We start from the raw sequence: 13,719 nt of genomic DNA, 5'->3' as shown, positions 1-13,719 counted from the left end.
TTACTGAAACAGACCGAGCTGGCCGCCGATCAGCGTGTTGAAGTCGTCGTTGACGAACGGCAGGATCGCATCGGCAATGGGCTGCAGCTGTCGAGTCAGGTAATGCTCATAGTCGATGGGTGACTGACGCGCTTCCAGAGGTTCAGGCCCCGCCACCGTCATGACATAGCTGATCCAGCCACCACGTTGATACTGCAGCGGGCGCCCTGTGGATAGGTTGTGTTCATCGGCGATACGCGCCGCTCGGACGTGAGGAGGAACATTGCGCTCATAGTCGTGCAACGGCCTGCGCAGCCGCTTGCGGTAGACCAACAGGCCGTCCAATTCACCTTCCAGGGTCCGTTTGACGTAATCACGCACATACGCCTGGTAGCCCTGGTGCCTGAAGATTTTCGAGTAGAGCGCTTGCTGGAACTCGCGAGCCAGCGGCGACCAATCGGTGCGCACGCTCTCCAGGCCCTTGTAGACCATTTCGTCCTGGCCGTCGGCGCGCCTGACCAAGCCTGCGTAGCGCTTCTTGCTGCCCTCCTCCGCGCCACGAATGGTCGGCATCAGAAAGCGCCGGAAGTGGCTCTCGAACTGCAATTCCAAGGCACTGTCGAGCCCATGTTCGCGCCGCAGATGATCACGCCACCACTGATTGACCTCGACCACCAGTTCCTTGCCGATACGAGCGGCATCAGCCTCGTCGTGAGCGCCGTTGAGCCAGACGAACGTCGAGTCGGTATCGCCATAAATCACCGGGTACCCGCGCGCCTCGATCAGCTCGCGCGTACGGCGCATGATCTCGTGGCCACGCAGGGTGATCGACGATGCCAGTCGCGTATCGAAAAAGCGGCAGCCACTGGAACCCAGTACGCCGTAGAACGCATTCATGATGATCTTCAACGCCTGCGACAGCGGCGCGTTGCCCTGCGCCTTGGCCGCTTCGCGCCCTTCCCAGACACTTGCGACGATGGCGGGCAGGCAATGAACGGTGCGTGAGAAGCGCGCGCCGCGAAAGCCGGGCACCGAGTGCTCGTCGTCGGGATTGGCTAGGCCTTCGGCCAGACCCACCGGGTCGATCAGGAAGGTGCGGATGATCGACGGATACAGGCTCTTGTAGTCCAGCACCAGCACCGACTCGTACAGACCCGGCCGCGACTCCATGACGAAGCCGCCGGGACTGGCCTCGGGCGGACGTCGGCCGAGGCTGGGCGCGACGAACCCTTGGCGGTGCATCGCCGGCAGATACAGATGGGTGAAAGCCGCGATCGAACCGCCGCTGCGGTCTGCCGGCAGGCCGGTGACGCTAGCGCGCTCGAGCAGAAACGTGAGCAGCTTGGTCTTGGCGAAAATGCGTGTGACCAGTGCGCAGTCCTTGATGTTGTAACGTGCAAGAGCCGGCTTGTCCTCGGCGAACATGCGGTTGATCTCGTCCATGCGCTGGTACGGCGTGGAAATGTCCTTGCCTTCACCCAGCAAGGTCTGGGAAACGTTTTCCAGACTGAACGAGGGAAAATTCCAGGTCGCCGAGCGCAAGGCCTCGACGCCGTCGATGATCAACCGCCCGGGAGCGCCGGCGAAATAGTGATCGTTGCCGCTGCCGTGCTCGCGCCAGGTCATTTCGGCGCCCCCGCGGCCCAACAGCAACGGCACGTTGAGGCGCCTGGCATGTTCGTGCAGGACCCGCAGGTCGAACTGCACGACATTCCAGCCGATGATTGCGTCGGGGTCGTGATCGGCGAACCAGGCATTGAGGCTCTGCAGCAGTTCCACCCGGCTGTCCCGGTAGTGCAGAGCGAAATCCATCTGACGGGTATCGCCATTGGGCGGACCCAGCATGAACACGTCGCGCTGCCCGCAGCCCTCGATGCCGATGCAGTACAGCTCGCCCTGGGCCGTGGTCTCGATATCCAGGGATGCCAGGCGCAGTTGTGGACGGTAGCCCGGCGCCGGTTTGAGCTTGGCCTCATGGTATTGGCCATCGGCCTGCACTTGACCGTCGAAGGCCACACCGGCGGTGATGAAACGCTCCATCAGGTAGCGCTCATGGGGGCGAATGTCGGCCTCGAAGAGTTCTATTCCGGCTTGCCTGAGCATCGTTTCCACACGCTGCAACTGGCCGTACTGCCGACAGTACAGCCCGGCCACCGGGCGCTGGTCGAAATCACGCAGGGCCAACGGTTTGATCTCGACGCCGGCTTCGTCCTCGAGCAAGCGCCGCGCCTGCTCCTGGTGCTGCACGGGCAGGAACGCCACCGAGGGCTGCGCGGGCAGGCGCAGGAGGCGTGGGCCGGCGTCGGTCGCCAGCCACAGCTCGATCAGCGTACCTTCGGCGGTATCGCGCCAGTGTCGCGTCAGGATGAAGCCCTGTTGTGGGGTCACGGCAGCAGGCCTTTAACGGAAAATGTGGGCGCGGCAACGGCACGTCCGGCTCATATGAAGCAACATCATAAACTGTACATCCATACACATAAAGCTTGCCTGTGTCGGCACGTCTGGCATGCTAGACCTCTGTACAGCTTTCCGATCAGGTTCCCATGCGGCTGTTTCTCTGCGAAAAACCGTCCCAGGCAAAGGACATCGCCAAGGTCCTCGGCGCCACGCGTCGTGGCGACGGCTGCTGGCTGGGCAACGCCGTCACGGTCACCTGGTGCATCGGCCACCTGCTGGAGACCGCACCGCCGGACGCCTACGACGCCCGCTACAAGCGTTGGGTGCTGGCAGACCTGCCGATCATCCCGCAGCAATGGAAGATGCAGGTCAAGCGCAAGACCGCCAGCCAGTTCAAGGCGGTCAAGCGCCTGCTGGGTGAAGCTGGGGAACTGGTCATCGCGACGGACGCCGACCGCGAAGGTGAAATGATCGCCCGCGAGCTGGTCGAGCATTGTCGCTACCGGGGTCCGGTGCAGCGCCTGTGGCTCTCGGCCCTGGACGACGCCTCGATCCGCAAGGCGTTGGCGGCCCTCAAGCCAGGTGCCGAGACGTTCTCCCTCTACCACAGCGCACTGGGCCGCTCGCGGGCCGACTGGTTGATCGGCATGAACATGAGCCGGCTGTTCACCCTGCTCGGGCGTCAGGCCGGCTACCAGGGTGTGTTGCCCGTGGGTCGCGTCCAGACGCCGACCCTGCGGCTGGTGGTGGACCGCGACCGCAGCATCGCCGATTTCGTCCCCGCCGCCTATTGGGCCATCGATGTGCAACTGCTCGGCGAGCAGACCGAATTCACGGCGCAATGGATACCACCGACGGACAGCTGCGACGACCAGGGACGTTGCCTGAACCAGCCGTTGGCGCAACAGGCCGCTGCAGCGATGATGCAGGCGAACCAGGCAACGCTGACCAAGCTGCGCACCGAGCGCATGAAAGAGGCGGCTCCCCTGCCCTTCGACCTGGGCACACTGCAGGAAGTCTGCTCGAAGAAGCTTGGCCTGGGCGCCCAGGAAACGCTGGACGTGGCTCAGGCACTGTACGAAACCCACAAGGTCATCACCTACCCTCGCAGCGATTGCGGCTACCTGCCACTCAGCCAGCATGGGGATGCAGGCGCGATCATCGCCGCGCTGGGCCGCGCCGATCCCGGGCTGACGCCCTTGCTGCCCTACCTGGATGCCCAGCGCCGCTCACGCGCCTGGAACGACGCCAAGGTCGGTGCCCACCACGGCATCATTCCGACCGCCGTCGCTGCAACGGTAGACAAGCTGCAAGGCAAATACCGCGCGGTCTATAGCCTGATCCGCGCCCGCTACCTCGCGCAGTTCCTGCCCAATCACGAATACGACCGTACCCAGGCCGACTTCGACTGCGCGAGCCACGCGCTGCGTGCGGTAGGCAAACAGGTGGTCGAGCCCGGCTGGAAGCGCGCCATCCCACAAGCCCTCGGCGCAGCCAAGGGGCGCGAAGCACCGGCGCCACAGCCCCTGCCACGGCTGACCCAGGGCCAGACCTGCGCGGTGCGCGAAGTGAAACTCAAGGACCTGTGGACCCAACCGCCCAAGCCCTTCACTGAAGGCGACCTCATCAAGGCGATGAAGAACGTCGCCAAGCTGGTCGAAGATCCGCGCCTCAAGCAGAAACTCAAGGACACCACCGGAATCGGCACCGAGGCCACTCGTGCCGGAATCATCCAGGGCCTGATCGACCGCGGCTATCTGACCAAACAGGGCAAGGCCCTGGCCGCCGCACCTGCCGCCTTCAGCCTGATCGACGCGGTCCCTCGGGCCATCGCCGACCCGGGCACCACCGCCATCTGGGAACAGGCACTGGACATGGTGCAGAGCGGCGAGATGTCGCTGGAGACGTTCGTGGCCAAGCAATCGGCCTGGATGAGCAAGCTGGTGGAACGTTGTGCCGGGTTGCGCATGGTCATCAGCGGCCCGGCGCCGAAGAGTGCCACACCGTGGAAAAACAAACGCAAACGCAAACCCTCCAAGGCGGCCTGAGCTGCAACCCGTCGCTTGAAGCGCCGATACGGTCGGCTTGCTTTGTGAAATGGCGCAACACCCGGTAGGCTGCGCCGATCATTTTCCGCCAGGCCTTGCCCTTGATCGTGCTGCATGACATCGCTGTAGCCAGCGACTTCGACCCTACCATCAGCTGTGACCGCTGCGCGGCCAAATGCTGCCGGCTGGAAGTCATGCTGATCACCGACACCGGCGTGCCGGAACGCTTCATCGAAGTGGATGAATGGGGATCGGAAACCATGTCGCGTCTCGACGATGGCTGGTGCGCGGCGCTGGACCGACGCACCATGAGTTGCAGTATCTACCTGAATCGCCCGTTGATCTGTCGCGAGTTCGACATGGGCGGCCCGGATTGCCAGGAAGAGCGGCTGCGGCCGTAGGTGGCCGCGCCAGGGCTCAGATCACCTTGACCGCACGCCCGATGAACTGGATGGGGCCCGTCGGTCGGCCTGTCGTGGAACCCGACTTGGGCTCCAGGGTCAGCTCGAACAGCTGGTTGTTTTCCAGCGGTGGCAGTTTGTCCAGGGGTACATGCACGCTTTGCCCAGGCTCCACCAGCCCCAGGGAGACAGGGCCTTGCCAGCTGTCGGCCTTGGTCCAGAACTGCAAGGCTCGATCCGGCGGTACCGTAGTCTCGCTGAGGGGGATCAATTGCACCTCCCTCGAATCGCTGGCCTGCACGACCCAGCCCGGTGCTTTGTCCTGCGGCGCGATGAGCACGACCACATAGGCCGGTCCCGGCACTGGCGCGCGGACGTTGAACAACAGGGCGCCGAGCACCAGGGTTGCCGCCAGCCCGGCGCCCGCCAGGCCCCGCCATACACCCAGGCGGTTCCACCAGATGGGTACCGGCTGCGCGCCAGCGCTGTCCAGGCTGCGCTGGATGCGAGGCCACAAGGTCGCAGGCGTGGGTACTGGGTTGACGCGTTCGGCTAGCGGCAGCAACCGCGCTTCCCAGGCATCGACCGCGGCGCGCAGTTCACGATCCGTAGCCAATCGCCGTTCGACCTCTGCACGTTGCCCGGCGTCGAGCGTTCCCAGGACGTATTCGCTGGCCAGTTCTTCAGTATTCATGGGTTCTACCTGCTCGCTTGGTTCGCTCATCCCATGCACTCACGCAGCGCTGCCAGACTGCGTTTGATCCAGGCCTTGACCGTACCCAGCGGCGTTTGCAGCCGCTGAGCAATTTCAGCATGTGAATAGCCATCCAGGTAGGCGTGGTACAGGCATTGGCGGCGCTGCGGATCGAGTTGTTCCAGGCAGCCGTCGATTCGTGCGCTGCCCAGCACAGCCTCTGCTGGCTCCTCGGTCGCCAACCCGTCCAGATCTTCATCGTTGAGGGCTCGCACCCGGGCGTGGCGCCGAATATGGTTGAGCGCAAGGTGCCGGGTGATGGTGAACATCCACCCCCGCGCCGAGCCTCGTTGGGCATCGAAACTGGCCGCCTGGGTCCAGATCCGCACGAACGCGTCGTGCACGATGTCCTCGGCCAATGCCCGGTCGCCCACCAGGCGCAGGGCCACAGCCAGCAGGCGCCCGCCCTCGCGCTGATACAAACCCTGCAGTGCCTGGCGATCGCCACGAGCACACTTCTGCAAGGCGACTTCGTAATCGAATGGATTTTCCGGCAAGGACACGAAAGACCGCCATGGCAAGTGGAAGAATGAAGTTCGCTGGGCAGTGTAGCCCAGACGCGCGGATTTGCCGTTCCGCGCGCCGCTGCTACGACATCGTTACTTGGCGGACCAGAAAATGTAGTCGGCCTGGTATTTCACGGTTTCTTTCTGGCCCTTCTGCGCGGTGGTGCAGGCACTGGTGGGAGCCACGCCACCTTTGAGCGCGGTGCGCTGGATGTAGGTCACACCCTGCATGGCGCCCTTGCCTTCGGCGGGGTTGGCCTTTACCAATTGGTACGGCAGATTGCCGTCACCGGCTGGAGCCACGGCGACCTGAGTGCCGGTCACCTTGGAGCCGTCTGCCGACTGCCAGGTGGCGGGAGGGCCATAATAGGTGCCCACCTGCTTGCCGGCACGATCATCGAGGACCGCCTTGGGTCCGACGAACGTCCATTCGGTCTGGCCGGCGGCATTGGCCTTGTCACGGCATTCATAGGTGATTTCACCCTTGCCGACGGTTTCCATGGCGACCTTGTTACCAGCCGGAACCTGGACCGGGGCAGGCAGATCCATTTGCGCCTGGGCAGTGGTTGCCAAAGCGAAAGTAGCGGCGAAGAGGGCGTTGGCCAGGCAGAAACGGTGTGTGCTGTTCATCGCGTAAGCTCCAGAAGAGTGATCGAGGCGGCAGCGCCTTGTGTGGCTGCTGTAGGTACTACTCGCGAGCCGAAGCTTTGGATGCACGAAAAAAAAAGATTTTCCTATCGCGTCCATTTACATGCGGCGCAACCCCTGCCGCTTATTTGGGTCCATGCTTATGCCTGCCGCAAATTCCCGAGAGCCCTATGCCTTCCAACACCGCCGCCAGCGACAGCTGGCCACAGCGATTTCGCGACAAACCCTGGTTATGGACACTCACCGGCGTGCTATTGGCCGTCAGCGCCGTGGTCCTGGTGTGGAGCATCGTCAACGCCTTGCTGCACGCCGACCGTCAGCACGCCTGGTACGCCCTGCTCGGTGGTACCGGTGGCTTCGCGGCGACGGCACTGGGTGCGTTGATTGCCCTGGCGCTGCGGGAAATTTCCTCGAAGGTGCAAGACGTCATGCTTGGCTTCGCCGGTGGCATGATGCTGGCGGCCAGTACGTTCTCCCTGTTGCTGCCAGGTCTGGAAGCCGCCAATACCCACACCGACAGCCCTGCGCTGGCAGCGCTGGTGGTGATCCTGGGCCTGGGCCTTGGCGTCGGTCTGATGCTGGCGCTGGACAAGGTGATTCCCCACGAGCATGAGAACGCCGGCAGACACGGTCCCAACGCCGAGCGGATTCACCGGGTATGGCTATTCGTGCTTGCCATCACGCTGCACAACCTGCCTGAAGGCATGGCCATTGGCGTCAGCCTGTCCGATGGCAACCTGGCGGTCGGGATTCCGCTGACCAGCGCGATCCTGCTGCAGGATATTCCCGAGGGGCTGGCGGTGGCCATGTCGCTGCGGGCAACGGGCTTGAGTTCCGGCAAAGCCGCATTGGTGGCCATGGGCTCGGGCCTGATGGAGCCACTGGGGGCGATGGTCGGCCTGGGATTGTCGAGCGGCTTTGCACTGTCCTACCCGATCAGCATGGGCCTGGCGGCTGGTGCCATGATCTTCGTGGTGTCCCATGAAGTCATTCCGGAAACCCACCGCAATGGCCACCAGACCCCAGCTACGCTGGGCCTGATGCTGGGCTTCGCCGTCATGATGTTCATGGACACAGCACTAGGCTGAGGGTGGAGCGCCCTGAACGAGCCTGTGCGCGATCTGGGGCAGGACCTGCTCGCAGGGCTGTACGACCTTGACGCTGAGCAACCCATCGGCGCGGGTGCGTCCCAGGTTGATCGCGAGCAGACGCTTGCCCTGACGCGACATTTCCTGACACAGGCGAAAGCTTGAGTAGGCCATCAGCGAGGAGCCGACGATCAGCATGCCCGGTGCCGACTCCACGGCTTTCCAGGCCGCCTGCGCGTGCGCTGGTTCCACGCCCCCACCAAAAAAGACCACGTCAGGCTTGAGCATGTCGCTTCCGCAACAGGGACAGTGGGGCGTTCGGAAGGCCTCCAGAAAGCGCGCCGCCAGTTGCGCATCACCGTCGGGCGCAAGTACCGCGTGCACATCCTGCAAGTAGGGGTTCTGTTCTTCCAGCAACAACTGGACATCGTCGCGTTGCAGGCGCATTCCACAGTCCAGACAGACCACCCGATGCAGGTTGCCGTGCAGTTCGACGACATTGCGGCTACCGGCAGCATCATGCAGTCCATCGACATTCTGGGTGATCACGCCGCTGATCAGGCCTTGCGACTGCAACGCTGCCAGCGCCTGGTGGGCGGCATTCGGCGCAGCCTGGTGCACGCCGCGCCAGCCCACCATGGCCCGCGCCCAATAGCGCTTGCGCGTGGAGGCACTGGCGATGAAATCCTGATGCATGATGGGCGCATTGCCGCGCCTGACGCCTTCGGTATCGCGATAATCGGGAATGCCCGAAGCGGTACTGATACCGGCCCCGGTCAAGACCAGATAGGGCCCCTGCGCCATATGCTGGTACAGCGTATCGAGTTCGACCATGGCTGCATGCACCTCTGGTTGAGAGCTGTCGCCCGCGCGGGCGCCACCGTTCAAGTTTGCGACAGCGTGACCTGACTGAGCAATTCATCTACCGCCCTGGCGCATTGAACGCGGTAGTCGGCGTGCAGCAGGCACAGCTCGGAGCTACCCAGTAGCCGCAGCTTGGCGGCTTCGGCGACCGCTTGCATGTCGACGCCGCGCAACGCGAACTCTTCGAGCAGCGCCTGCATTGCATGGTGACGCTGGTCTGGACTGGACGTTGAAATCGACACGGTGGCTCCTCGGTGAAATCCTTGTTCGGGCTCATCCCATGACAATGACTGCCGGCGTCGAACAAATGCTTCGCCGCTGCGATGGACGGTCGTAGGCCAAAGGCCAGTTCTGCCATCGGGTTCACGCGCACGTCCCTGCAATCGCTTAGAATGACCGATGCGCATTGATCATCTATTCCGGAGCCCTACATGACCGCAGTCCCTACGAACACGCTTTGCATCTACCATGGAAACTGCGCCGACGGGTTCGGCGCAGCCTGGGTAGTGCGCAAGGCACTTGGGCCTGAGGTCGAGTTCCACGCCGCCGGCCACGGCCAGCTGCCTCCTGATGTCAGTGGTCGGCACGTGCTGATTGTGGATTTCGCCTACGATTACGAAACGCTCATGGCTATGGCCGCGCAGGCCTTGTCGATTCTGGTGCTCGATCACCACAAGACTGCCCACGCAGACCTGCTCAAGGTGCCGGTGGCCGGGGCCTTCGGCGAACCGGTCGAGGGCGGCAACGTGCACGCCCTGTTCGATATGAACCGTTCGGGTGCGGGCCTGGCCTGGGACTACTTCTTCGCCGGCCAGCCGCGCCCTGCCCTGATCGACCATATCGAAGATCGTGACCTGTGGCGCTTCAATCTGCCGGGTACCCGTGAAGTGCTGTCCAATCTGTTCAGCTATCCGCAGGATTTCACTGTGTGGGACACGCTGCTGGCAGCGCCCGTAGAGGATCTGCTGGCCGATGGCATCGCGATCGAAAGGCAGCGGCAGAAGACCGTGGCCGATCTGCTGCGGTCCACTGCGCGTCGCATGTCGATTGGCGGTCATGACGTTCCGGTGGCCAACATACCGTCGCTGTTCGCCAGCGATGCGGGCAACATCATGACCCAGGGCGAGCCATTTGCCGCGTGCTACTCGGACGGTCCCAAAGGCCGCTCGTTTTCACTGCGCAGCACGGATGAAGGCATGGACGTGTCCGAAATCGCCAAACAGTTCGGCGGTGGCGGTCATCGCAATGCGTCGGGCTTCCGCGTACCCTACGGCCATGAATTGACGCGTTGAGGCCAGGTGGAGTCGCCACCGTCCCCCGTTGTCTTGTTGGAGAGCGTCATATATGCCGCAGGAACGCCTGGATCTACTGAAGCTGCCCAAGGACGTGCGAGGTTCGATCAACGACTTGGTACGGGCACTGAATGCCGCGAGCACGAAGGCGGATGTAGAGCGCGAAGGCGCGCTCGAAATCGCGCTGATTCTGGGGCTGGAACAATCGCGCAAGCTCAAGCCTGCCGACATCGAAACGCTTTACATGATTTTCGACGATGCCAAGGAAGCGCGGCTGCGAGCCTTGCAGGATTGACCACCCGCACCGCCAGTCAAGCCGCCGCGCTGCCTTCGAAGGGTGCCTGACGCAGGCAGTTGCGTCCGGCGTCCTTGGCGGCATACAACGCCTGGTCCGCCGCCCCGATCAAATTGTGCGCCGTGACAAAGGGCGCAAGCCCCGTCGCTATTCCCACACTGATGGTTACCCGCGCCTCCGCACCCAGGGCCGGATGGGGCAGCGCCAGATCCGCCACCGCCGTGCACAGGTCTTGCCCCAGCTGTCTGGCCTCTTGGCCGTCGACCCCTACCCACAACACCAGCATCTCCTCCCCGCCGAAACGAAACGGCAGAGCGTTGGCTTGCGCGGACAACTGCTTGATGGTGGCACTGACCTGCTTCAAGCAGTTGTCCCCCTGAAGGTGCCCATAGCTGTCGTTGTAGAGCTTGAAATGATCGATATCGATGAGGATCGCCGTGACGCGAGTCGCCTGGATCCCCGCCGCCTGCCATAGCTGGGCCATGACATCGCCCTGATGTCGGCGGTTGAACAACTGGGTCAGCGGGTCGGTACGGGCCATGTCGGTGAGCTGCACCTCCAGCAGGCGTCCGCGCAGGGCATACAGGTAGCTCAAGCGGCTACCCCGCTCCAGAAAATACGACGCCATCAACAGCAGTACGACCGTGGAGCCGTATAGAAAGGCATTGGCGCGCCACGTGACCGGGTTCATGAACCCGGCAATGTGGGTGGTGACCAGCTGGATTCCCAACATGCTGGCCATGGCGGCTGCCGCAAAGCGAAACGGTAACTGCTGGATCATCGTGCAGTAGACCATCAGCAACAACATGCCTAGCTGATAGTGCAAGCGATAGGGGCTGTCGCTGTAGATCATCACCACCAGCGGCATCAGCGAGGACAATACCGTGGCCGTCGCCGAAACGGTTTCTAGCGTACGACGCGACGTCAGGCGCTGGGCCAGCAGCAGGATGGCGATGATCATCGGGGTGATCAGCAGCAGGCGCCCTACGGCTACGTAGGCAAACACGTCCTGAAGGGCAAGCCAGTCGCTGATCAGAAAGAGGTTGTAGATGACCGCGCCGCAAATGCCTGTCGACGTCAGAAATTGCAGGCGCTGACGCTGCGTGTCCGTCTCGTAGCGACGCTCCAGGGCCGGCTCGAAGGTGAGTCCGCCTACCCCGCCGGCGATGGCTTGTTCGACCATTGCCATGGTGTGCGGCTCAGGGGATTGGGCCAGTTGGGCTTGAACGGCTTGCATGGGACACCGGAGATGTGATTCAGAATTTTACTAGACTGCGCAATGATATCTTAGTGCCATTAGTGCAGGGCGATTGTCGGGCACCAATGGCATGAACGGTAGTGGGAAGTTACGAGCGGTCCGGCACAGTGAATCTTCCCGTCGGCGCCGTGTCCGATTTGCTAGCCCTCCAAATGATTGCCGCCATGGAAACGATTGTCGTCGTCGAAGATGAAACGCTGGTCCTTGAACTCCTGGTGGAGATTCTCGAAGACTTCGGCTATCACGTCCGAGCATTCGCCACGGCCGACGAAGCCTGGCAGCACATCGTCAACCGCCCTTTCCCACTCAAACTGCTGATCACCGACCTGCAAATGCCGGGCGATATCGACGGGGTGGAGTTGGTGAATCGCGTCCATACCCGCAACCCGGAAACACCAGTGATCGTCGCATCCGGTTTCCACGGGGCCGCGAACTCCCTGTGCGACAAGAAAGTGCATTGGCTGGGCAAACCTTTCTCGATGGACAAGTTGAAAGGCATCTGCGAAAAACTCGCACCTCCTACCCAGGCCTGATCGTGCCATCGCCCATGCGGCGGCAGTGACGCAGGCCCTGTGTATCCTTACCCGGAGCAGTAATGACCAAACGTACTACCCGAGTGACCGACGGCTTCACGGGCGATATCAGCAAGTCTGATCACAATATCTTCTTCGCCGCTGTCGAAACCACTCGTATGCCGATGATCATTACCGACCCCAAGATGCCGGACAATCCGATCATCTTTGCCAACAATGCATTCATCGAGATGACCGGTTATTCGTCAAACGAACTGCTGGGTCGCAACTGTCGCTTCCTGCAAGGCCCGGAAACCGATCCCGATACCATTGCCCAAGTCAGGGCCGCAGTGGAGGCGCGTCGGGAAGTGGCCGTCGAAGTCGTCAACTACAAGAAGGACGGCTCCAGTTTCTGGAATGCCCTGTTCATCTCGCCCGTGTACAACGAATCCAATGAGCTCATCTATTTCTTCGCCTCGCAACTTGACGTCAGTCGTCGTCGCGATGCCGAAGATGGCCTGCGTCAGGCCCAGAAGATGGAAGCTCTGGGGCAGTTGACCGGTGGTATTGCCCACGACTTCAACAACCTGCTGCAGGTGATGATCGGTTACCTGGACATGATCCAGCGCTCGGTCGACAAGCCGCAGTATGAACAAGAGCGCCTGCGGCGCAACGCCAGGCACGCCCGCGATGCCGCCGAGCGCGCAACCACGCTGACGCAACAGCTGCTGGCGTTTTCTCGCAAACAGAAGCTGCAAGGCCGCGTGGTGAATTTGAACGGCCTGATCGACAACTTCAAGGAAACCGCCGAGCGCACTCTGGCAGATACGCAGATCCGCTACAGCCTGGCCGAAGACCTGTGGAACTGCCGCCTGGACCCGACCCAGACCGAAGTCGCGTTGCTCAACGTGTTCATCAATGCCCGCGACGCCATGGAAGGCCGTGCCCGCCGCACCCTGGCCGTCGATACGCAGAATGTCACGCTTGATCGACAAGTGTCCTACGACGGGCTGATGCCTGGCCGCTACGTCAGTATCGCGATCACCGACAGCGGTCGTGGCATGCCGGAATCGATCGTCAACCGGGTCATGGACCCCTTTTTCACCACCAAGGAAGAAGGCAAGGGCTCAGGACTGGGGCTATCCATGGTGTACGGATTCGTCAAGCAATCCGGCGGCTCGGTGCGCATCTACTCCGAAGAGGGCATTGGCACCACCTTGCGCATGTACTTTCCTGCCGATGACAGCCAACCCCATGCCCTGACGCCAATCGAGGACACCCACGCCTATCCCGGTCACGAGAAAATCCTCATCGTCGAAGACCGGCCCGATGTCGCAGAACTGGCGCAGACCATTCTCGAGGAATACGGCTACAGCTGCGTCATTGCCTACAATGGCAAGGACGCCCTCGAGCAGCTCGAGAACGACGACTTCGACGTGTTGTTCACCGACTTGATCATGCCTGGCGGCATCAACGGCGTCATGCTCGCCCGCGAAGCCAAACGCATGCGCCCCAGCATCAAGATCCTGCTCACAACGGGCTACTCGGAAAACTCCCTGGAGCGCACCGACGTGGGCGGCACGGATTTCCAGGTGATTTCCAAGCCCTACATTCCCAGCGAACTGGCGAAGAAGATCCGCCGGGTGCTGGAAGGGCCCAATGGGGTGAGCTGATCAA

14 protein-coding genes are annotated in these 13,719 nt (G+C 62.4%); 7 read left to right on the top strand and 7 right to left on the bottom strand.

The annotated features are described in order from the left end of the window. The gene (locus AC788_RS07050) at nucleotides 1-2,367 is read right to left on the bottom strand and encodes a DNA polymerase II (RefSeq protein ID WP_049859958.1); all 2,367 of its coding nucleotides are present in this window, start codon (nucleotides 2,365-2,367) and stop codon (nucleotides 1-3) included. 155 nt (nucleotides 2,368-2,522) lie between these two features. On the opposite strand from AC788_RS07050, the gene AC788_RS07045 reads away from it, so the two are divergent. Beyond that, entirely contained in the window at nucleotides 2,523-4,424 is a 1,902-nt protein-coding gene (locus AC788_RS07045) for a DNA topoisomerase III (RefSeq protein ID WP_049859957.1), read from the top strand. A 101-nt stretch (nucleotides 4,425-4,525) separates the two neighbouring features. Beyond that, nucleotides 4,526-4,825, top strand: coding sequence for a YkgJ family cysteine cluster protein (locus AC788_RS07040; protein WP_082223603.1), 300 nt, complete (start codon nucleotides 4,526-4,528; stop codon nucleotides 4,823-4,825). A 16-nt stretch (nucleotides 4,826-4,841) separates the two neighbouring features. On the opposite strand, the gene AC788_RS07035 is transcribed toward AC788_RS07040, so the two are convergent. The 3 genes from AC788_RS07035 to AC788_RS07025 form a co-directional block, all read right to left on the bottom strand. Then, nucleotides 4,842-5,549 (bottom strand): anti-sigma factor, encoded by a 708-nt coding sequence (locus AC788_RS07035; protein ID WP_049859956.1) that lies wholly within the window; start codon nucleotides 5,547-5,549, stop codon nucleotides 4,842-4,844. Continuing rightward, a complete protein-coding gene (locus tag AC788_RS07030) occupies nucleotides 5,546-6,082 on the bottom strand; it encodes a sigma-70 family RNA polymerase sigma factor (protein WP_049859955.1) in 537 nt (178 codons plus the stop codon). Before AC788_RS07030 ends, AC788_RS07035 begins: the two co-directional genes overlap by 4 nt. 96 nt (nucleotides 6,083-6,178) lie before the next feature. Beyond that, nucleotides 6,179-6,715: a DUF3455 domain-containing protein gene (locus tag AC788_RS07025; RefSeq protein ID WP_049859954.1), complete on the bottom strand. Its 537-nt coding sequence runs from the start codon at nucleotides 6,713-6,715 to the stop codon at nucleotides 6,179-6,181. A 188-nt stretch (nucleotides 6,716-6,903) separates the two neighbouring features. Between AC788_RS07025 and AC788_RS07020 the strand changes: the two genes are divergently transcribed. After that, on the top strand, nucleotides 6,904-7,821 hold the full coding sequence (locus tag AC788_RS07020; RefSeq protein ID WP_049859953.1) for a ZIP family metal transporter: 918 nt from the start codon (nucleotides 6,904-6,906) through the stop codon (nucleotides 7,819-7,821). Here AC788_RS07020 and AC788_RS07015 read toward each other — a convergent pair. Next, complete coding sequence (locus AC788_RS07015) at nucleotides 7,813-8,667, bottom strand: NAD-dependent protein deacetylase (RefSeq protein WP_269082570.1); 855 nt, start codon at nucleotides 8,665-8,667, stop codon at nucleotides 7,813-7,815. The genes AC788_RS07020 and AC788_RS07015 overlap by 9 nt on opposite strands. A 38-nt stretch (nucleotides 8,668-8,705) precedes the next feature. Next, nucleotides 8,706-8,927 (bottom strand): hypothetical protein, encoded by a 222-nt coding sequence (locus tag AC788_RS07010; protein ID WP_152965719.1) that lies wholly within the window; start codon nucleotides 8,925-8,927, stop codon nucleotides 8,706-8,708. 189 nt (nucleotides 8,928-9,116) lie between these two features. Here AC788_RS07010 and AC788_RS07005 point away from each other — a divergent pair, with 189 nt between their 5' ends. Both AC788_RS07005 and AC788_RS07000 read left to right on the top strand, forming a co-directional pair. Then, nucleotides 9,117-9,977: a DHH family phosphoesterase gene (locus AC788_RS07005; protein ID WP_049859950.1), complete on the top strand. Its 861-nt coding sequence runs from the start codon at nucleotides 9,117-9,119 to the stop codon at nucleotides 9,975-9,977. A 52-nt stretch (nucleotides 9,978-10,029) separates the two neighbouring features. After that, on the top strand, nucleotides 10,030-10,272 hold the full coding sequence (locus tag AC788_RS07000; RefSeq protein WP_049859949.1) for a hypothetical protein: 243 nt from the start codon (nucleotides 10,030-10,032) through the stop codon (nucleotides 10,270-10,272). A gap of 16 nt (nucleotides 10,273-10,288) precedes the next feature. Here the strand turns inward: AC788_RS07000 and AC788_RS06995 are convergent, their stop codons facing one another. Beyond that, nucleotides 10,289-11,509 (bottom strand): GGDEF domain-containing protein, encoded by a 1,221-nt coding sequence (locus AC788_RS06995; RefSeq protein ID WP_049859948.1) that lies wholly within the window; start codon nucleotides 11,507-11,509, stop codon nucleotides 10,289-10,291. A gap of 128 nt (nucleotides 11,510-11,637) precedes the next feature. Between AC788_RS06995 and AC788_RS06990 the strand changes: the two genes are divergently transcribed. Beyond that, entirely contained in the window at nucleotides 11,638-12,063 is a 426-nt protein-coding gene (locus AC788_RS06990; protein ID WP_152965718.1) for a response regulator, read from the top strand. 62 nt (nucleotides 12,064-12,125) lie between these two features. Next, nucleotides 12,126-13,715 carry a histidine kinase famiy protein gene (locus tag AC788_RS06985; RefSeq protein WP_049859946.1) on the top strand — a complete coding sequence of 530 codons (1,590 nt, stop codon included), beginning with the start codon at nucleotides 12,126-12,128 and terminating at the stop codon, nucleotides 13,713-13,715. The last annotated feature ends 4 nt before the right edge of the window (nucleotides 13,716-13,719 follow it).

Origin of the sequence: Pseudomonas sp. RIT-PI-a (genome assembly GCF_001187875.1) — a bacterium.
GTDB classification, from domain to species: domain Bacteria; phylum Pseudomonadota; class Gammaproteobacteria; order Pseudomonadales; family Pseudomonadaceae; genus Aquipseudomonas; species Aquipseudomonas coleopterorum.
The sequence above is the reverse complement of the archived record's forward strand: the minus strand, read 5'-3'. Positions and strand labels throughout refer to the sequence as shown.